An 18,840-nucleotide genomic window follows, 5' to 3' on the forward strand; every position below is an offset into this window, starting at 1 on the left:
CTAACCTGTCCAGCAGCGGCGTCCTGCCGCGTCGACCGTCCGGCCAGCGCGCCGCGCCACAGCGAGGAACTGAGGGATCCACCGTGCCCACCGGCAGAGTGAAGTGGTTCAACGCGGAGAAGGGCTTCGGCTTCCTGTCCCGCGAGGACGGTCCCGACGTCTTCGTGCACAAGGACGCGCTCCCGGCCGGTACCGACCTCAAGCCCGGCCAGCGGGTGGAGTTCGGGATCGTCGCCGGTCGCCGCGGCGACCAGGCGCTGCAGGTCCGCCTGCTGGACCCGCTGCCGTCGGTGGCGGCCACCGTCGCCGCGGCGTCGCGGAAGAAGCCCGACGAGCTCGTCCCGATCGTCGAGGACCTGATCAAGCTGCTCGACGACGTCTCCGAGGGGCTGCGGCACGGCCGCTACCCCGACCGGGGGCACGCCCGGAAGGTGGCCGCCGTGCTGCGCGCGGTCGCCACCGACCTGGAGGGCTGAGCGCGCTCAGCTCCCCAGGTCGCCACCGGCGCGCAGGAAGCCGACCGGCCAGGCCGCGGTGAACTCGCCGCAGTCACCGCCGGCGTCCTCGACCACCACCAGGTAGAAGGCGGGTGGGACGACGTCGGAGGAGTTGATCCGGTCGAACGTCACCGTGCCCGCGGGGACGTCGACCTCGCCGATCAGCTCCTCGAGCGACTCGTCGAACACCTGCACCTGCCACCCGCGCTCGGCGATCGCATCCGGCACGGTCAGCGTGATCGCGGTGTCCGGGGAGACCTCGACGACCGGTGGGCGCGTGCTGTAGCGCTGCCCCTCTCCGTCCAGGCAGTACTGGGTCGGTGCCGCGGTGACGTCCTGGCCGCCGGCCTGCACCCGGACGTCCTGCGGGGTGGCGGGCTCACCGGCGCAGGCGGTCAGCGACCCGGCGGTGCAGAGGACGAGCAGCAGGGCGGCGCGGGGCGTTCTCACGACCACGACGGTCCCACCGGCGTCGTCGGCGCATCCGGGGCCCCCGCCGTCCCCGGAGCGGGGCGGCTGCGGTAGAGGCTCCACAGGATCAGCGCCACGGCCAGCACGAGCAACGCCGCCGCGACGGCGAACCCGATCCATCCGGTGGGCGGCAGCGCGATGCCCAACGCCCCGCCGACCACCCAGGCCAGCTGCAGCACCGTCTCGGAGCGGGCGAACGCCGAGGCGCGCAGGCTCTCGGGCACCTCTCGCTGGATGATCGCGTCGAGCGACACCTTGCCCAGCGCGTTGGCGACGGCGGAGACCCCGGCGACCAGCACCGCCATGCCGAAGCCGTAGAAGACCGCGGCCAGCACCGTCACCACCGCGGCCGCGGACGCGGCGTGCAGCACCAGCCGGTCGGGGGCCGCGGAGTGCAGCCGCGAACCGACCGCCGTCCCCGTGAAGCTGCCGAGCCCGGCGGCTGCGGCCAGCGCGCCCAGGGCAAGGGTGGCCGACCAGCCGTCGGCGAACGTGGCCTGCACCAGGAATGCCGCGAAGATGGTGAGGAACCCGCCGAGGCCGCGCAGCGCCGCGTTGGCGCGCAGCGCCAGCACCACGTGCGGGGTCACCCGCCGGCGGTGGCCCGGCAGCGGGATCTCGGTGGTGGTGAGCACGTCGGCGGGCTCCTCGCCGGTGGGCACGTCGACGTGCCGGGGGAGCCTCACGGCGAGCACCGCGCCGGCCAGGAAGACCGCCGCCGTCACCCACAGCTCCCAGTCGAAGCCGAGCAGCGCGGCCACCCCGGCGCCCAGCCCGCCGGCGACGCCGGCGGTGACCAGCCCGAACACCGACAACCGGGCGTTCGCCGACGTCAGCGACATCGCCCCGGGCAGCACACGGGGCACCACCGCGGCCCGCAGCACGTTGTGCGCCTTGGACAGCACCAGCACCCCGAGCGCCGCCGGGTAGAGCCAGATGTCGTCGAAGTGCCTGGCCATGACCAGGGCCAGCACCGCCCGCCCGCCCAGCGAGACCGCCAGCGCCCACCGGCGCCCCCGCTGGAGCCGGTCCAGGGCCGGGCCGATGACCGGCGCCAGCAGCGCGAACGGCGCCATGGTCACCAGCAGGTAGAGGGCGACGTTGCCGCGCTGGGCGTCGGTCGTGGCGGCGAAGAACAGCGTCCCGGCCAGGGAGACGGCGATCATCGCGTCGCCGGCCATGTGCAGGGCGTTCACCCACAGCAGCTGGGTCAGCCCGCTCTCGCCCGCGCCGTCGGCCCTGCTCGCGGTGCGGACCCGGCGCGCGGCGGCGACGGTCAGCTCACGGCTGCGGGCGGCGGCGACCCGGGTCACGGTGACCTTGGGGGCAGGTGCGGGCGTGGGCGCGGGCATCGGCCGGGTCTGCGGCCGGGGGACGCCCAGCGGGGTGGTCTCCGGCGTGGTCCTGCCCGCCGGTCGCGCCGCCCCCTGCCCGCCCGTCCGCGACCACCGGCGCGCACCGGCGGGACGGCGGGAGGAGGACACGCCGCCCATGGTGCCGCACCGGCCTGGCAGTGCGGTCCGAGACGCCGGGCCGGCCGTCCGCCACAATGGGGGCGTGCCCGACTCACCCGCGCCCGTCCCCGCACCGGCCGAGCCGCTGACCGCCGCGATCGAGCCGGCCCGGGCGGCCGCCGTCGAGACGGCCGGCGCCGCCGACCTGGTGGGCGAGCACCTGGGCGCGATGGTGGAGCACATCGGCCCGGCCGAGCTCGGCGAGGTGCTCACCCACACCTTCGCGAGCCGGCTTCCCGGCTACGTCGGCTGGCACTGGGCGGTCACCATCGCCCGCGTGCCCGGCGAGGAGCGGGTCACCGTCGACGAGGTGGTCCTGCTCCCGGGCGAGCAGGCGCTCCTCGCGCCGGCGTGGGTGCCGTGGCACGAGCGGCTGCGCCCGGGCGACCTCTCGGTGGGCGACGTGCTGCCGGCCACCGAGGACGATCCCCGGCTGGTCCCGGCCTACACCGCCGACGACGACTCCGCCGACGACCCGGAGGGGCGCGTCGTCGCCCGCGAGATCGGCCTCGGCCGGGAGCGGGTGATGTCCCGCGAGGGACGGGCCGAGGCCGTGGCCCGCTGGTCGGCGGGGGAGTTCGGCCCGACCTCGCCGATGGCGCGCCAGGCCCCCGGCCCCTGCGCGACCTGCGGTTTCTACCTCCCGCTGGCCGGCTCGCTCCGGCAGATGGTAGGCGCCTGCGGCAACGCCTACGCCCCGGGTGACGGGCGGGTCGTCACGGCCGACTACGGCTGCGGTGCGCACAGCCAGGCGACGCTCGTCGTCCTCCAGGACACCGAGGTGGTCACCTCGGCGCGCTACGACACCTCGGAGTACGACGTCCTGGCCGACTGACCGCCGATCAGCGGTCGCGGGGGCCCAGCTGCCCCTGCAGCTTCATGACGCCGAGGCCGAGCACCGCCAGCCCGATGGCGGCGATGCAGGTCCAGGTCCACATCCGGTCCACCCGGTCGCCCAGCAGCAGGAGGACGACGAGGGCCACCGCCCACAGCCCGATGCCGGCGATCACCACGCGCGCCGTGTCGACCTGCAACGGCGGGGGAGCCTGCTTCGCGGGACGGTGCACGACGGCACCTTAGATCCCGCCCCGGGCACGGGTCGACGTGCCCGGCCCGCGCGTGTGGCACGCTGTCGCCGCTCGATGGACACCCGCACCGCCCGGAGAACCAGCATGCCGCAGAAGTCCCGTCCCTCCGGTGGCGCCAGCGCCTCGGCCGCCGACGGCAGCACCCCCGCCGACGTCTCGGCGGGCACGCCGCCCACCACGCCACGCCGCAGCGAGGGGCCGCGGGTCCGCCCGAAGAACGGGCTGGACCGGTACTTCGAGATCAGCGCCCGCCGGTCGACCGTGAGCCGCGAGGTGCGCGGCGGGATCACCACCTTCTTCACGATGGCCTACATCGTGGTGCTCAACCCGATCATCCTGACCAGCATCGCCGGCCCCGACGGCACGCCGGGTGCCGACGTCGAGGGCACGGTCCTGCCGTTCGGGTCGATCGCCGCGGTCACCGCGCTGCTCGCCGGCGCGCTCACCCTGCTGATGGGTGTCGTCGGGCGCTACCCGTTCGCGCTCGCGACCGGGCTGGGCATCAACGCGATCGTCGCCGTCTTCGCGGCCACCCAGCTCACCTGGCCCGAGATCATGGGCCTGGTCGTGCTCGAGGGCCTGCTGATCACCGTGCTGGTGCTGACCGGCTTCCGCAAGGCGGTCTTCGAGGCCATCCCGGCGCAGCTCAAGACCGCGATCGCCGTCGGCATCGGCTTCTTCCTGGCGATCATCGGGCTTGCCGACGCCGGCATCATCCGCCCGGGCAACCCGCTGATCAGCTTCGGTGTGGGCGGCCAGCTCGCCGGCTGGCCGATGCTCGTCTTCGTCATCGGCCTGCTGCTCATGAGCCTGCTGGTGGTCCGCCGCGTCAAGGGTGCGTTGCTCATCGGCATCGTGGCGACGACGGTGCTCGCGATCGTCGTCGAGGCGATCGCCGGCGTCGGCCCGCGCTTCGGCGACGACGGGGAGAACCCCCGCGGCTGGGCGCTGCAGGTGCCCGAGCTCCCCGACGACGTCGTGGGCAGCCCCGACTTCTCGCTGCTCGGCAACTTCTCCCTGTTCGGCGGGTTCGAGCGCATCGGCGTCGTCGCCGCCCTGCTGATCGTCTTCTCGATCATGATCGCCGACTTCTTCGACACCGTCGGCACGGTCACCGCCGTGGGCGCGGAGGGTGACCTGCTCGACGAGAACCGCAACCTGCCCAAGTCGCAGCCGGTCCTGCTCGTCGACTCGCTGGCCGCCGCCGCGGGTGGCGCGGGCAGCGTCTCCTCGAACACCACCTACATCGAGAGCACCGCCGGTGTGGCCGACGGCGCGCGCACCGGGCTGGCCAGCATCGTCACCGGCGTGCTCTTCCTGGTCGCGGTCTTCTTCACCCCGCTGGTGGCGGTGGTCCCGTCCGAGGCGGCCGCCCCGGCGCTGGTCATCGTCGGCGCGCTGATGATCAGCCAGATCAAGAACCTGACCTGGGACGACATGTCCCTGGTCATCCCGGCGTTCCTCACCATCGCGCTGATGCCGTTCACGTACTCGATCACCAACGGCATCGGGGCCGGTGTCATCAGCTTCGTGCTGCTGCGCCTGGCCGTCGGGCGGCGCCGGGAGATCCACCCGCTCATGTGGGTGGTGGCGCTGCTGTTCCTGGTCTACTTCGCGCTCGAGCCGCTCCAGCAGCTGTTCTGACCAGGCGCTGAGTTAGGCTAACGATCGTGGGCCGGACGACGCTGGACACCGCCGCGCTCGCCCACGAGCTGCGGCTCGCGGTCATGCGGTTCTCCCGGCGGCTGCGCAACCAGCGCGTGGACACGTCGGTGACGCTCACGCACCTGGCGGCGCTCTCGACGCTCAAGCGGCACGGCCCGATGAGCCCGGGGGAGCTGGCCGGCCACGAGCGGGTGCAGCCGCCGTCGATGACCCGTGTCGTCGTCGCCCTGGAGAACGCGGGCCTGGTCACCCGGACGCCGCACCCCACCGACGGGCGCCAGGTGATCATCGGGCTGACCCCGGCCGCCGAGGAGATGCTGTCGGCGGAGGCGCAGGCCCGCGAGGCCTGGCTGGCCTCCCGGTTGCAGGAGCTCACCGCCGAGGAGCGGGCGGTGCTGCGCGAGGCGGCCGACATCATGGACAAGCTGGCCGGTGGGTGACCTGCACGAGCACTGACCAGCGGACGCCGCCCGAGCAGGGGCGGGGCATGTTCCGGGCCCTCCGGGTGCGCAACTTCCGCCGCTACGCCTCGGCCAACCTGCTCAGCCTCACCGGTACCTGGATGCAGCGGATCGGCCAGGACTGGCTCGTGCTGCAGCTCTCCGGCGACAGCGGTGTCGCCCTGGGGCTGATCACCGCGCTTCAGTTCGGCCCGTCGCTGCTGCTGAGCGCCTACGGCGGCGTCCTCGCCGACCGCTATCCCAAGCGCCGGCTGCTGCTGGTCGCCCAGACCCTCATGGGCCTGCTCGCCCTCGCGCTGGGCGTCCTCGTGGCCACCGGGACGGTCGCGCTGTGGCACGTGTTCGTGCTGGCCGGGCTGCTCGGCTCGGTCTCCGCCGTCGACGTGCCGGTGCGCCAGGCGTTCGTGCCGGAGATGGTCGGCCCGGCGCTGATCACCAACGCGGTCAGCCTCAACTCGACGATCTTCAACGGCGCCCGCCTGATCGGCCCGGCGCTGGCCGGGCTGCTCATCGGTGCCGCATCGGGCAACACCGCACCGGCGTTCTTCCTCAACGCGGCGAGCTTCGCCTTCACCATCGCCGCGATCGCCGGCATGCGCACCGAGGAGCTCACCCCGAGCCCGCCGGTCGCGCGGGGGCGGGGGCAGCTGCGCGAGGGGCTGGCCTACACCTCGGCCCACCCCGACCTGCTGCTGGCGATGGGGCTGGCCTTCGTCGTGGGGACCTTCGGCTTCAACTACCAGGTCACGATCGCGCTGATGGCCCGGGAGACCTTCGACCTCGGCGCGGAGGCCTTCGGCCTGCTCTCCACGTGCTTCGCGGTCGGGTCGCTCAGCGGCGCCCTGCTCTCGACCCGGCGCAGCGTCCGGCCCCGGCAGCGGTTCCTCGTGGGCTCGGCGGTGCTCTTCGGCGCCTGCACCGTCGTCGCCGGGCTGATGCCCACCTACCTCGCGTTCGCGGCGCTGCTGGTGCCCACCGGGGCCGCGGCGCTGGTGTTCAGCGTGGCCAACAACAGCTTCGTCCAGCTCGGCGTCGACCCGCAGATGCGCGGCCGGGTGATGGCGCTGTACTTCATGTGCTTCATGGGCGGCACGCCGGTCGGGGCCCCTTTGATCGGCTGGGTCTCCGAGCACTTCGGCGCCCCGTGGGGCCTCGTCCTCGGTGGCGGTGTGTGCGTGGTCGCGGGCCTCGTCGCGGCGGCGTGGCTGGCGCACCGCGGCTCGCTGCGGCTCACGGTTCAGCGCTCGCCGGTGCGGGTGCGCATCCGCCCCGCCGTCCCCTCCGCCCAGGTGCGCACCGTGGAGGAGCAGCTCAGCCAGAAGGCCCCCGGTCAGCAGTCGCGCTGAGCCGTCCGCGCGTACCGTTCGCTGCACCCGAACCGCCCGTGCAGAGGGGGCCACCATGGCCGCGCTCCTCCAGCTCGTCGCCCTGCTCGCCGCGTTCGCCGGCCTGGTCGCCGGCCTGGGGCCGCTGATCCGGCGGATCGAGGCGTGGTCGGCCCGCCGCCGAGCGTCCCGCCACCCGTCGCCGCCCGGGCGGTCGCTGGAGGTCGTCGCCGCCGACCTGCGCCGGCTCGGCCGGCAGGTCGCGCTGGTGCCCGCCGGCATGCCCATGGCCCGCCGGCGGGCGCTGCTGGCCGCATACGACGACGTCCTCACCGAGGCGGCACGCATGCTCGGGGTGACCGCGGCGCTCGGGGAGCTGCCGGAGGGCCGGCCGCGCGAGGTCGAGCGGCTGCGGCTGGCCGCGGAGCTGCGCGCCGCCGGGCTGCAGGTGCCCCTCTGAGCACCGGGGGCACCCGCCGGCTGTTCTTCGCCGTCGACCCGCCCGATGAGGCCCGCCGCGACCTCGACCGCGCCCTCGGGCCCCTGCGCGATCTCCCGGGTGCGCCGCGTTGGGGCCGGCCCGAGCGCTGGCACCTGACGTTGCTGTTCCTCGGCGCCGTGCCCGAGCCGCTGGTGCCCGAGCTGGTGACCACGGCCGCGCCGGCGGTCGCCGCGACGCCCCCGATGGTGCTGCGGCTGGCCGGGGGAGGGCGGTTCGGCTCGTTGCGCCGCCCGCAGGTGGCCTGGACGGGGCTGGAGGGCGACGTCGAGCCGCTGGTCGCGCTGGCCGGCCGCCTCGGCGCGGTCGCCCGCGGCCTGGGGCTCGCGGTGGAGGACCGGCCGTTCCGGCCGCACCTGACGCTCGGCCGGTGGCGCCCCGGGCGGCCCGCCGACGGCACCCTCACCGATCGGCTGGCCGGCTACCGGGGGCCCGGGTGGCCGGTGCAGGAGATCCGCCTGTGGGAGAGCCGCCTCGGCCCGGCCCCCGCGTACACGGTGCTCGCCGCCTGGCCCCTGGCGACCTAGGCAAAGGAAGCTCTACATGCGGCATCGGGCCCCACGCCGCACGTAGAGCTTCCTTTGCCCAGGGGGCGACGGGGTTCCTACCACGCGTACTCCATGGGGGCGGCGCGGTAGCCGGGGAAGATCTCGTCGAGGCGGGTCAGGGCGGCGTCGTCCAGCCCGATGCCCAGCGCCCGCAGGCCGCCCTCGAGCTGCTCCATCGTCCGGGGGCCCACGATCGGCGCGGTGACGGCCGGCTGGTGCAGCAGCCAGGCCAGCCCGACGTCCGCCGGTGCCTGGCCGAGCTCGCGGCAGAACGCCTCGTACGCCTCCAGCGCCGGCCGGTGCTGCTCCACCCGGTCCCGGTTGCGCTGCGCGCCGCGCCGGCCGCCCTCGGTCCCCTCCAGGGCGCCGGCGAGCAGGCCCCCGGCGAGCGGGCTCCACGGGAGGATGCCGATGCCGTAGTGCTGCGCCGCGGGGAGCACCTCCAGCTCGACGTGCCGGGTGAGCAGGTTGTAGTGCGACTGCTCGCTCACCAGGCCCTGGAAGTTCCGCCGGGCGGCCGCCTCGTTCGCGGCGGCGATCTGCCAGGCGGCGTGGTTGGAGGACCCGACGTAGAGCACCTTGCCCTGGGCGACCAGCGTCTCGCAGGCCTGCCAGATCTCCTCCCACGGGGTCCGGAGATCGACGTGGTGGAACTGGTAGAGGTCGATCCAGTCGGTGCCCATCCGGCGCAGCGAGCCCTCGCAGGCGCGCACGATGTTCCGGGCGGAGAGGAACGTGTCGTTCGGCCAGTCGGTCATGCCGCCGTAGACCTTGGTGGCCAGCACCGCCTTGTCCCGGCGACCGCCGCCCTGGGCGAACCAGCTGCCCAGCACCTCCTCGGTGCGGCCCTTGCCGGCGTCGAAGCCGTAGACGTTGGCGGTGTCGAAGAAGTTGACCCCCTCGGCCAGGGCCCGGTCGAGGATCGCGTGCGAGTCACCCTCCCCGGTCTTCCAGCCGAAGTTCATCGTCCCCAGGCACAGCCGGGACACCGTCAGGCCGCTGCGGCCGAGGTGGGTGTAGTCCACGCCGACCACCCTGGCACCCTGTCGGACGTGCCGCAGAAGGATGACCAGGGGCTCTCCGAGTTCGACGCCGCCACCGCCGTCCGGCAGTCCGAGGGCGGCGGCTTCGTCGCCGACCTGCACCCGGGCTGGGACGTCGGCAGCGGCATCCTCAACGGCGGTTACCTGCTCGCCGTCACCGCCCGGGCGGCGCTAGCGGACAGCCCCCACCCGGACCCGGTGGCGGTCTCGGCCAGCTACCTGCGCGCCACCCCGCCCGGCCCGGCCTCGCTGGCGGTCACGCCCGGCCCGGCGGGCCGGACGCTGGCGCACACCGGCGTCGTCCTCAGCGGCTCGGCGGGGCCCACGCTCAGCGTCCAGGTGACGACGGCGGCGCTCGGCGACGACGCCCCGCTGCGCTCGGTCCCGGCCCCCGACGTGCCGCCGGTGGAGCAGTGCCTGGAGGCCGGGCCGGGCGCCGAGATGGGCGGCCACCCCGTTCCCGCCGTGGGCCTGCGGCACCGCGTGGAGACCCGCCTGGACCCCGCCACCGCCGGGTGGGCACTGGGCACGCCGTCGGGAGATCCGGTGATGCGGGCGTGGCTGCGGCTCGCCGACGGCCGCGAGCCCGACCCGCTGGCGCTGCTGCTGTTCGCGGACGTGCTGCCGCCGACGAGCTGGTCGATGGGGCTCATGGGCTGGGCGCCGACGGTGCAGCTGCAGGTGCTGGTGCGCGCCCGGCCGGCCCCGGGGTGGTGCCTGGCCGAGGCCCGGGCCAACGAGATCGCCGGCGGCTGGCTGGACGAGGAGTACCGGATCTGGGACTCCACCGGCCGGCTCGTCGCGCAGAGCCGCCAGCTCGCTCGCGCCCCGCGCTGACCTGGCCCCGGGATGGTCAGTGGAAGGATCCCGTCCCTCCCACTCCTCGCAGGCGCGGGGTGAGCCTGCGGACGGGCCCGCGTGAGCCAGGACGCCGACTCAGCGGCGGGGGAGCTCCACGTCACCGGTGAGGTAGCGCTGGACGGTGGGGCCGATCGCCGCGACGAGCTCCTCGGGGGCGGCCGAGGCCAGTGGCTCCACCCGGAGCACGTAGCGGGCCATGACCAGGCCGATGAGCTGGCTCGCGACCAGGGCTCCGCGTGCCTCGCGCTCCGCGGGGGGTGCGTCCAGCGTGGCCACGACCCGGCGGAGCACCTGCGAGACCAGGAACTCGCGCAGCAGCTTCGCCGTCCACTCGTTGCCGACGGCCGACCGGACCAGCGCGAGCGCTGCCGGGCGGGTCGGCCCGTCCCAGACGCGGAGCAGGAGGGCCACGATGTTGGCGCCGAGCCGGTCACGGCCGCCGGCGAGCACCTCGGGGAGGAGGTCCGCCGGGTCCGCCGGCGCCTCGATCGCGGCCAGGAAGAGCTGGTCCTTGCTGCCGAAGTAGTGGTGCACCAGGGCCGGGTCGACCCCCGCAGCGGTCGCGATGGCCCGGATCGACGCACCGTCGAAGCCCCGCTCCGCGAAGGCGGCGCGGGCCGCAGCCAGCACCGCCTCGCGGGTGTCGGGCCGGCCCGGGCGCCGGCCGGGAGGACGACGGGAACGGGGGGTCAGCTGGTCCTCCTCCGCAGCGTGGCCGCCGCCAGCGCGAGGGCGAGCAGCGCGGCGCCGGTCACGATGCCGACGTCGGCCCACATCCTGCCGGTCGCCTCGAGGGAGCCGCCGACCTCCTGCAGCGCCTCGACCGCGTAGGTCAGCGGCAGGACGTCGCTGATCGCCTGGAGCCACCCGGCCATCTGCTCCCTCGGCACCAGCAGCCCGCAGAGGAAGAACTGCGGCAGCACGATCACCGGCATGAACTGGACGGCCTGGAACTCGCTGCGCGCGAACGCGCTGGCCAGCAGCCCCAGGGCCACGCCGAGGACGGCGTCGGCGACGGCGATGAGGACCACCAGCTCCAGCGGCCCCGCGACGTCGAGGTCGTAGAGGGTGACCGCCACGGTTACCGTCACCACCGCCTGCACCGCGGCGGCCAGCCCGAACGCCGTCCCGTAGCCCAGCAGGAGGTCCAGCCGCGACTGCGGTGTCGTGAGCAGCCGCTCGAGCGTGCCGGAGGTGCGCTCGCGCAGCATGGCGATGCTGGTGACCAGGAACATCACGACGAACGGGAAGATCCCCAGCATCGTCAGCCCGACCCGGTCGAACGTGCTCGGCTGCCCGGGCGGCGCGGGCAGGTCGGCCCACAGCAGCGCGAGCAGGCCCAGCAGCAGGCTGGGCAGCACCAGCATCATGGCGATCGTCCGGTGGTCGTGGCGCAGTTGGCGCAGCACCCGGCCGGTCGTCGCGGCGGTGAGCCGGGGGCTCAGCCGGCCCGGGGCCCGGGTCCGGGTCGCGGTGGTCACGCCGCCACCTCCTCGCGGGCGCGGATGAGCCGGAGGAAGGCCTCCTCCAGGTCCTCGGTGCCCGCCTCGGCGCGGACCTCGGCCGGGGTGGCGTCGGCCAGCAGTGCCCCGTCGCGCAGCAGGAGGAGCCGGTCGCAGCGCGCCGCCTCGTCCATCACGTGGCTGGAGACGAGCAGGGTCGCGCCGGCGTCGGCCAGCGCGTGGAACCGCTCCCAGAGCTCGACCCGGAGCACCGGGTCCAGCCCGACGGTCGGTTCGTCCAGCACCAGCACCTCCGGGGCGCCGACCAGCGCGCACGCCAGGGAGGTTCGCCCCCGCTGCCCGCCGGAGAGGTTCTCGACCAGCTGCCCGGCGGCGCCGGCGAGGCCGACAGCGGCGACGGCGGCGTCGGCCTCCTTCCCGCCGCGGCCGTACAGGGCGGCGAAGTAGCGGGCGTTCTCGCGCACGGTCAGGTCGGCGTAGACGCTGGGCGCCTGGGTGACGTACCCGACCCGGCTGCGCAGCGCGGAGGAGCCGGCCGGCTCCCCGAGCACGGTGACCGTGCCGGAGCGGACCACCTGCACGCCGACGACGGCCCTCATCAGCGTGGACTTCCCGCTGCCGCTCGGGCCGAGCAGGCCGGTGACCTGCCCCGGCGGCACGGCGGTGGAGAGACCGTCGAGCACCCGGCGGTGCCCGCGGTCGACGACGAGATCGGTGACGGTGACGGCGGCATCCATGTCCGGCCTCCGATGATTCAACGGCTGATGAATTCAACGGTAGATGAGTTGCCGTGGACCCGTCAACGGGTCAGCGCGCGGCCCAGCGCCGTCCCCGAGCACCAGGCGCTCTCCACCTTCGCCGGGGCGTGCCAGCCGTCCTCGCGGCGGTCGCCGTCGTCGGCGATCCACTCCACGGCCGGGTCGTCGTGGAGGAAGGCGCCGTGCAGATCGGGCGGCCACCGCCCCCCGCCCAGCCGAGCACCACCGCGAGGGCCGGCTGCCAGGTCTCCGCGGCGGCCAGGCGCCCGGCCGGGCCGGCCGGGTCGAGCAGCCGGGCGGCCTGGGGTCCGGGCATGGCGAGGACGGCGGCCGGTACCGCCCGCCCGTCGACCGCGGGCCCGGCGGTCACCTCCCGCACGATCGTCCCGGACCGGACGGTCAGCCCGGTGGCGAGGTCGGCGGCCAGGCTGCGGAACCCGCCGGGGTGCCGTACCGCAGCGGCCCGGACTTCCGCTTCCGGAACCCGTCCGGCCCGAGCACCGCGAAGGTGTCCGTCCAGGGGGGGGCCAGGCCGCGGTCGACCCAGCCGGCCACCACGGCGGCGAACGAGGAGCCGTCGCCGGCGGTGAGGGAGGAGGCGCCGAGGTCGACCGGGCGGCCGCGCACCGTCCGGGAGGAGAGCCGTCCGCACGGGGCCCGCCCCCGGTCCAGCACCTGGACGTCGCGGCCGGCCTCCTGGAGGGCGCGGGCGCACGCCAGTCCGGCGATGCCGGCGCCGATGACGGTCAGGGGCGCGCTGTCGGGAGCCACGGCCCGATCCTGGGGGCCGCGACCCGCCGGCGCCCGCCCGGCAGAATCATCGGGTGCCCGAGACCATCACCGACCCGGCCGACCCACGGGTGGCCGACTTCCGCGACCTGAAGGCGGGTGACCGGCCCGCGGGCACCCCGCGCGGCACCGGCCCGGTGATCGTCGAGGGCGTCCCCGCGGTGCAGCGGCTGCTCGCCTCCCCGTACCGGGTGCGGGCGGTGCTGGGAGTGCCCGGGCGGGTGGCCGCGCTGGGGCTGCCCGACGGCGTGCCCGCCTACGAGGCGGACAAGTGGGTGCTGTCGGAGGTCATCGGGTTCCGGCTGACCCGGGGTGTCGTCGCCTCGGCCGACCGCCGGCCACCGGCCGACCTGGACGCGCTGCTCACCGGGCCGGACCCGGCCGCGCCGCGCCGGCTGGCCGTCCTCGAGGCGCTCAACGACGCCGAGAACCTCGGCTCGATCGCCCGCTCGGCGGTGGCCCTGGGCGTGGACGGCCTGCTGCTGGACCCGCGCTGCGCGGATCCGCTCTACCGCCGGTCGGTGCGGGTCTCGATGGGGCACGTGCTGTCCCTGCCGTTCGCCGTCCTGCCCGACTGGCCGGCCGGCCTCGACCGGCTGCACGACGCCGGTTACCTCACCGTCGCGCTCACCCCGGCCGCCGATGCGGTGGACCTGGCCGGCGTCGACCCGGCGGCGCACCCGCGCACCGCGGTGCTGCTGGGGGCCGAGGGGCCGGGGCTCACCCCGGAGGCGCAGGCCGCCGCGCGGGTGCGGGCGCGGATCCCGATGCGCAGCGGCGTGGACTCCCTGGGCGTGGCCGCCGCGGCGGCGGTCGCGTTCGCGGCCCTCCGCTAGCCGTCAGCCGCGCAGCGAGAAGCGGGCCAGCATGGCGCGGGCCTGCTCGGCGTGCGCCGGGTGGCACATCAGGTCGTACCGGCTCGCGGTGATCTTGCTGGTGCTGGTGAAGTCGCGCCGGCCGCGGGTGGCGGCGTACCCCATCCCGCCGAACGCCGCGCCGAAGGCCAGACCGATCAGCAGGCCGGTCAGGACCGACCCGATCCACCCGCTGCCGTCGGGGGCGAAGATGCCCAGCAGGAGCCCCACGAAGAGACCCCACCACGCACCGGCCGCGGCGCCGGCGGCGATCGCGCGGCCCATGGTCATGCGGCCGGTCACCGTCTCGACCATCCGCAGGTCGGTTCCGATGATGGTCACGTTCTCGACCGCGAACTTCTCGTCGGAGAGGTAGTCGACGGCGGCCTGGGCTCGCTCGTAGCTGTCGAAGGACCCGACCTGCACGCCGCCCAGCGGCATCGACACCGAAGCACTCATGCCGGATCGACTACCCACCCGGGCGCTGTGTTCCACGCGGACCGGCTCAGCGGTTGCGTCGGACCCCGAAGACGATGTCCTCCCACGCCGGGATGCGGGCGCGCGGGTCCTCGTCGTCGTCGGTGCCGTCGCCGCCGCCGCGGCCGCGGCCGAGCACCACGGTGTCGTGCTCGGCCACCTCGTCCAGCAGCGCGGCCATCGACTCGTCGTCCGCCGGGGTGCCGTCGGGGGCGTGCACGTCGCGCACGTGCACGTCGTCGGCCGGGGCGGGCGGCGGCTCGGGGCTGCGCACCACCTGCACGGGGCGGCTGCGGTGCACCGGTGCGGGCTGGCCGGCCGGCACCTCGGGGACGACGCGCACCAGGCGGGTGCCCTCGGCGAAGTCGGTCGTCGCGGCATCGTGCGGGGTGACCGTGCGGGAGGCGAGGTCGAAGTTCCACCGGGCGGTGCCGGCCTTCGCCCCCGCGCGCCACTCGCCGGTGACCACCCAGGTGCCGTCCTCGTCGCGGAAGGCGTCCCACCGGACGGCGTCGACGTCGGTGTCGATCAGCCGCATCCGCTCGACCATGAACTGCTGGAGCACCGCACCCGGCGCGCCCTCGGTGAGCCGGACGCGCGCCTCGCGGGCCTGCGTGGCCACCCGCTCGCGCTCCTGCAGCACCGGGTGGGCGAAACGCATGATGCGCTCGACCCGGGCGCCGGTGGCGGCGGCGACCTGCTCGGGCGTCTCGCCGGCGCGGATGCGGGACTGGATCACCCGGGGCGGCAGCTCGGTGCCGAGGTCGACGTCGATCTGGGTCAGCCGGCGGGCGTCCCCCCGGGCGGCGGCGCGCACGCGCTCGTCGATCGGGAGCTCGAAGCGCTCGCCCTCGGGGTGGTCGGGGCTGTCGGCGACGAGGACGAGGTTCTTCCCGTCGTCGGAGAGTGCCACGAGGCGCAGCGTGCGCATGGGCGACCTCCTGCAGCCGGCGCGGCGGGCCCGGACGAGACCCCGGTCCCCGAGGCTATCCGGACCGGCCGGCCGGAGCACGCAGGCGCCCCGGCGTGGCGCGCCAGGCCGCAGGCCGGGGCCCGTCCCCCGGAGGGGGGTGCGGCTGGCCCCGAGCCACGCCGATGAGAGCGCTGAAACCTGCCTGAAACGAGCCCCCGCCACAGTGGGGGGCTCGCCGGCGGCGCCGCACCGAGCCGAGGAGGAGCGATGGCCAGCCCCGTGACCCAGCAGTGGACGGCCGCGCCTGCGGGCTGCCCCGCCGTCACGGCGCTCGCGCCCCCGGAGGCGCTGCCGGCCGCGGTCCGCCGCGCCGTCGCCGCGATCGCCGGTGCCACCGCCGCCTGGTGCCCCGCGCCGGCCCCCGACGGCCGCCGCGTCGCCTACGTCACCGACCGCTCCGGGCTGCCGCGGCTGGAGGTGGCCGCAGTCGACGGCAGCACGCCGCCGGTGCAGCTGTCGGGGGCCGACGAGGAGGTCATCTCCGTCTCCTGGTCCCCCGACGGTGAGCGGCTGGCCTACCTGGTGAGCCCCGGCGGCTCCATCTGCGCCGAGCTGCACGTCGTCCGACCGGACGGCTCGGGGCGCCGGCTGGTCGCCGGTGCCGATCCGCGGGCGGCGGTCTTCGCCGGCTGCTGGGTCGGGCCGCGCGACTACGCGTGCTCGATCGCCCCGGGCTCGGGGCCCGACGCCGACGTGGTGCTGGTCGACGTGGTCACCGGCGGGCAGCGGACGCTGGCCTCCGGCGGCTTCCTCGCTGTCACCGCCGTCTCCGCCGACCGGCGCACGGTCCTGGCCCGGCGCGGTCCGCGCGCCTACCGGCACATCGTCGCGATCGACGTCGCGACCGGCATCCAGCGGCGGGTGGTGCCGCTCGACGCCCCCGGCGGGATCGCCTCGGAGGACGGCCGGTTCGCCGACGGCGGGACGACCGTGCACGTGCGGGCCGCCCTCCCAGGCCCGCCCGGTGCCGACCGGGCCGGCCTGGTCGCCGTCCCGCTCGACGGCGACGGGGTGCCGGGCCGGGGCCGGGTCGTGCTGCAGCGCGCCGACGCCGATCTCGACGGGTACGTGGTGCGCGCCGACGGCACCGTCCTCGCGGTGTGGAACGCCGACGGGGTCAGCGAGCTGTGGCTGCACGCGCGCTCCGACGGTGCCGTGGTCCGGCGGATCGCGCTCCCCGAGCCGGTTCTCTCCGGCTGGGCACCGGCGCCCGGCGGCGACGCGCTGGTCGCCGAGCTCTCCGGCCCCCGGACCCCCCGGCGGCTGTGGCGCGTGCCGCTGGACGGCGCCGGCGCCGAGCCGCTGCCCTGCTCCCTCCCGCGGCCGGACGTGCCGGGGCTGGTCGAGCCGGTGCGCCACGAGTACCTCGCCCCCGACGGCGTCCGGCTCACGGGCTGGCTGTACGTCCCCCAGGGCAGCCGCGGGCCCAACCGCACGGTGGTCAGCTTCCACGGCGGGCCCGAGGGGCAGGCGCGGCCGAACTGGTCGCCGATCACGCAGAGCATGGTGGCCGCGGGATTCACGGTGTTCGCCCCGAACGTGCGGGGCTCCGGCGGGTTCGGCCGGGCCTTCATGACCGCGGACGACGGGCCGGCGCGGGAGTCCTCCTTCGCCGACGTCCGGACGACGGTGGACGAGCTGGTGACCGCCGGCATCGCCGCGCCCGGCCGGGTCGGTGCCCACGGCTGGTCCTACGGCGGGTACCTGACCCTGGTTGCGCTCACCCGCTGGCCCGAGCTGTTCGCCGCCGGCACCTCGCTGGCCGGGATGAGCGACCTGCGCACCTTCTTCGCCGGCACCGAGCCGTGGATGGCGGCGGCCTCGGTGACCGAGTACGGCGACCCCGTCGCCGACCGCGACATGCTGGCCGGCCTCTCGCCGATGACGGCCCTGGACCGCATCACCGCCCCGGTGCTCCTGGCCCACGGGGACCGCGACACGAACGTGCCGGTGGCCGAGTCGGTGCAGGCGCACCAGGCGCTGCAGGCGCGGGGTGCGCGCGCCGACCTGCTGCTGTTCACCGGCGAGGGCCACGCGATCGTGGGACGCGAGCACCTCGTGGAACTGGGCGAGCGGCTCGCCGCCTGGTTCGATCGGTGGCTGTGAGCGGTGAACTCTTCGCCGGCTACCCCACCGACCGCACCGACGAGGCCGTCGGTGCCGACGGCCGGCTGCGTGACGGGTGGGCCGGGCCGGTCGCCGTCCTGGAGCGGCTGGGCGCCACCGGGCTCGCGGTCGCGGAAGAGGAGCTGGCGCGGCTGCGGCAGGAGCGGGGCGTCGTCGTCGGCACCTGGGTGGACGGGCGGCAGCAGCTGCGGCCGGTGCCGCTGGACCCGGTGCCGCGGCTGCTCGACGCCGCGACCTGGCGGGCGCTGTCCGCCGGGGTGGCCCAGCGGCACCGGGCGCTGAACGCCTTCCTCGCCGACGCCTACCGGCCGGCCGGCCGCCGGCGGGGCGACCCCGACCGGGCGGCGGAGATCGTCCGGGCCGGTGCGGTGCCCGAGTGGGCGGTCGCGCACGGCCCCGGCCGGGACCCCGAGGCGGTTTCCCGCGCCTGGCCGGGCCAGGCGCGCGCGACCGTCGCCGCGGCCGACCTCGTGCGGGCCGCGGACGGCGGCTGGGCGGTGGTCCGCGACCACCTGCGCGCGCCGTCGGGCATCGGCTACGCGCTGGCAGACCGGGAGTGCACCCGCGCGGTGCTGCCGCAGCTGGTCGCCGGCGCCGGCGACCGGCTCCGCGACCCCGCCGACGCCGTCCCGCTGCTGGCCGCCGCGCTGGCCGACGCCGCACCGCCCGGCGTGCACGGGGCGCCGCGCACCGCGGTGCTCACCCAGGGCGAGAGCGACGGCGCCTGGTTCGAGCACCGGGTGCTCGCCGAGGTCCTCGACGCCCCGCTGGTGCGCGCCGGCGACCTGTGGCCGCGCAGCGACGGGGGAGTGGAGGCGGTCGTCGACGGCGGCCGGGTGCCCGTCGACGTCCTCTACCGGCGCTTCGACGACGCGTTGCTCGGCGCCTACCCGACCGGCGCCGGGGTGCCGCTGGACCTGGCGCTGACCGAGGCGGTCCGGGCCCGGAGGCTCGGGGTGGCCAACGTGCCCGGCAACGGGGTGGCCGACGACGCGGCCGGGTACGCCTGGGTGCCGGCCATGGTCCGCTTCTACCTCGGGGAGGAGCCCCTGCTGGCATCCGCGCGGACGTGGGTGCTCGCCGACCCGGCCGCGTGGGCCGAGGTCGCCGAGCGGCTGCACGAGCTCGAGGTGGAGTCCCTCGCCGGGTACGGCGGCCGGCGCGTCGTGCACGGCCCGTCCTGCTCGGCGGCCGGGCTGGCCGCGCTGCGGGCCGAGATCGCCGCCGCCCCGCACCGGTTCGTCGCCCGCGAGCCCCTGGCCCCCTCCACCTCGCCCGCGCTGGTCGACGGGTTCCTGCGCCCCCGGCCGGTGGGGCTGCGGCTGTTCTCCGTCGCCGGGCGCACGACGACCACGCTGCCGCTGGCGCTCACCCGGCTGGCCGGGGAAGTCCTCGTCGGCAAGGACACCTGGCTGCTGCGCTGAGCA

At 76.0% G+C, this 18,840-nt stretch carries 21 protein-coding genes; 11 read left to right on the forward strand and 10 right to left on the reverse strand.

Annotated elements, in window-relative coordinates; all coding sequences use genetic code 11:
- Positions 1–83 precede the first annotated feature (83 nt).
- Positions 84–476: a cold-shock protein gene (locus ACI79W_RS08105; protein WP_091929399.1), complete on the forward strand. Its 393-nt coding sequence runs from the start codon at positions 84–86 to the stop codon at positions 474–476.
- Between the two features lie 6 nt (positions 477–482).
- Here the strand turns inward: ACI79W_RS08105 and ACI79W_RS08110 are convergent, their stop codons facing one another.
- Both ACI79W_RS08110 and ACI79W_RS08115 read right to left on the reverse strand, forming a co-directional pair.
- The gene (locus ACI79W_RS08110) at positions 483–947 is read right to left on the reverse strand and encodes a DUF2771 family protein (protein WP_456561566.1); all 465 of its coding nucleotides are present in this window, start codon (positions 945–947) and stop codon (positions 483–485) included.
- Positions 944–2,320 (reverse strand): MFS transporter, encoded by a 1,377-nt coding sequence (locus ACI79W_RS08115; protein WP_456561567.1) that lies wholly within the window; start codon positions 2,318–2,320, stop codon positions 944–946. The genes ACI79W_RS08110 and ACI79W_RS08115 overlap by 4 nt, the downstream gene beginning before the upstream one ends.
- 205 nt (positions 2,321–2,525) lie before the next feature.
- On the opposite strand from ACI79W_RS08115, the gene ACI79W_RS08120 reads away from it, so the two are divergent.
- Positions 2,526–3,317, forward strand: a complete 792-nt coding sequence (locus ACI79W_RS08120; protein WP_456561568.1) for a DUF3027 domain-containing protein — start codon at positions 2,526–2,528, stop codon at positions 3,315–3,317.
- Positions 3,318–3,324: 7 nt separating this feature from the next.
- Here ACI79W_RS08120 and ACI79W_RS08125 read toward each other — a convergent pair whose 3' ends face one another.
- On the reverse strand, positions 3,325–3,549 hold the full coding sequence (locus ACI79W_RS08125) for a DUF2530 domain-containing protein (RefSeq protein WP_456561569.1): 225 nt from the start codon (positions 3,547–3,549) through the stop codon (positions 3,325–3,327).
- Between the two features lie 105 nt (positions 3,550–3,654).
- Between ACI79W_RS08125 and ACI79W_RS08130 the strand changes: the two genes are divergently transcribed.
- Genes ACI79W_RS08130 through thpR form a run of 5 tightly spaced genes read left to right on the forward strand, consistent with a single transcriptional unit; the run spans position 3,655 to position 8,047 of the window.
- Positions 3,655–5,214, forward strand: coding sequence for an NCS2 family permease (locus ACI79W_RS08130; RefSeq protein WP_456561570.1), 1,560 nt, complete (start codon positions 3,655–3,657; stop codon positions 5,212–5,214).
- A gap of 26 nt (positions 5,215–5,240) precedes the next feature.
- Positions 5,241–5,675 carry a MarR family winged helix-turn-helix transcriptional regulator gene (locus ACI79W_RS08135; protein WP_456561571.1) on the forward strand — a complete coding sequence of 145 codons (435 nt, stop codon included), beginning with the start codon at positions 5,241–5,243 and terminating at the stop codon, positions 5,673–5,675.
- Between the two features lie 47 nt (positions 5,676–5,722).
- Complete coding sequence (locus ACI79W_RS08140) at positions 5,723–7,042, forward strand: MFS transporter (RefSeq protein ID WP_456561572.1); 1,320 nt, start codon at positions 5,723–5,725, stop codon at positions 7,040–7,042.
- A 55-nt stretch (positions 7,043–7,097) separates the two neighbouring features.
- Complete coding sequence (locus ACI79W_RS08145) at positions 7,098–7,481, forward strand: hypothetical protein (protein ID WP_456561818.1); 384 nt, start codon at positions 7,098–7,100, stop codon at positions 7,479–7,481.
- Positions 7,482–7,501: 20 nt separating this feature from the next.
- Positions 7,502–8,047, forward strand: a complete 546-nt coding sequence (thpR, locus tag ACI79W_RS08150) for an RNA 2',3'-cyclic phosphodiesterase (protein WP_456561814.1) — start codon at positions 7,502–7,504, stop codon at positions 8,045–8,047.
- Positions 8,048–8,124: 77 nt separating this feature from the next.
- Here thpR and ACI79W_RS08155 read toward each other — a convergent pair whose 3' ends face one another.
- Positions 8,125–9,093, reverse strand: coding sequence for an aldo/keto reductase (locus tag ACI79W_RS08155; protein ID WP_456561573.1), 969 nt, complete (start codon positions 9,091–9,093; stop codon positions 8,125–8,127).
- 27 nt (positions 9,094–9,120) lie between these two features.
- Here ACI79W_RS08155 and ACI79W_RS08160 point away from each other — a divergent pair, with 27 nt between their 5' ends.
- Entirely contained in the window at positions 9,121–9,948 is an 828-nt protein-coding gene (locus ACI79W_RS08160) for a thioesterase family protein (protein WP_456561574.1), read from the forward strand.
- Positions 9,949–10,047: 99 nt separating this feature from the next.
- On the opposite strand, the gene ACI79W_RS08165 is transcribed toward ACI79W_RS08160, so the two are convergent.
- The 4 genes from ACI79W_RS08165 to ACI79W_RS08180 all read right to left on the reverse strand — a co-directional run bounded on the left by ACI79W_RS08165 (position 10,048) and on the right by ACI79W_RS08180 (position 12,964).
- Positions 10,048–10,602: a TetR/AcrR family transcriptional regulator gene (locus tag ACI79W_RS08165; protein ID WP_456561575.1), complete on the reverse strand. Its 555-nt coding sequence runs from the start codon at positions 10,600–10,602 to the stop codon at positions 10,048–10,050.
- 59 nt (positions 10,603–10,661) lie between these two features.
- Positions 10,662–11,453 carry an ABC transporter permease gene (locus ACI79W_RS08170; protein WP_456561576.1) on the reverse strand — a complete coding sequence of 264 codons (792 nt, stop codon included), beginning with the start codon at positions 11,451–11,453 and terminating at the stop codon, positions 10,662–10,664.
- A complete protein-coding gene (locus ACI79W_RS08175; protein WP_456561577.1) occupies positions 11,450–12,172 on the reverse strand; it encodes an ABC transporter ATP-binding protein in 723 nt (240 codons plus the stop codon). Before ACI79W_RS08175 ends, ACI79W_RS08170 begins: the two co-directional genes overlap by 4 nt.
- A 420-nt stretch (positions 12,173–12,592) precedes the next feature.
- Entirely contained in the window at positions 12,593–12,964 is a 372-nt protein-coding gene (locus tag ACI79W_RS08180) for an FAD-dependent oxidoreductase (protein ID WP_456561578.1), read from the reverse strand.
- Between the two features lie 53 nt (positions 12,965–13,017).
- On the opposite strand from ACI79W_RS08180, the gene ACI79W_RS08185 reads away from it, so the two are divergent.
- A complete protein-coding gene (locus ACI79W_RS08185; RefSeq protein ID WP_456561579.1) occupies positions 13,018–13,818 on the forward strand; it encodes a TrmH family RNA methyltransferase in 801 nt (266 codons plus the stop codon).
- Between the two features lie 3 nt (positions 13,819–13,821).
- On the opposite strand, the gene ACI79W_RS08190 is transcribed toward ACI79W_RS08185, so the two are convergent.
- Positions 13,822–14,295 carry a general stress protein gene (locus ACI79W_RS08190; RefSeq protein WP_456561580.1) on the reverse strand — a complete coding sequence of 158 codons (474 nt, stop codon included), beginning with the start codon at positions 14,293–14,295 and terminating at the stop codon, positions 13,822–13,824.
- A gap of 46 nt (positions 14,296–14,341) precedes the next feature.
- Entirely contained in the window at positions 14,342–15,244 is a 903-nt protein-coding gene (gene sepH, locus ACI79W_RS08195) for a septation protein SepH (RefSeq protein WP_456561581.1), read from the reverse strand.
- 249 nt (positions 15,245–15,493) lie between these two features.
- Between sepH and ACI79W_RS08200 the strand changes: the two genes are divergently transcribed.
- Positions 15,494–17,392, forward strand: a complete 1,899-nt coding sequence (locus tag ACI79W_RS08200; RefSeq protein WP_456561582.1) for a prolyl oligopeptidase family serine peptidase — start codon at positions 15,494–15,496, stop codon at positions 17,390–17,392.
- Entirely contained in the window at positions 17,389–18,837 is a 1,449-nt protein-coding gene (locus ACI79W_RS08205) for a circularly permuted type 2 ATP-grasp protein (RefSeq protein ID WP_456561583.1), read from the forward strand. The genes ACI79W_RS08200 and ACI79W_RS08205 overlap by 4 nt, the downstream gene beginning before the upstream one ends.
- Positions 18,838–18,840: the final 3 nt, after the last annotated feature.

The sequence above is a fragment of the Blastococcus sp. SYSU DS0533 genome (assembly GCF_054050775.1).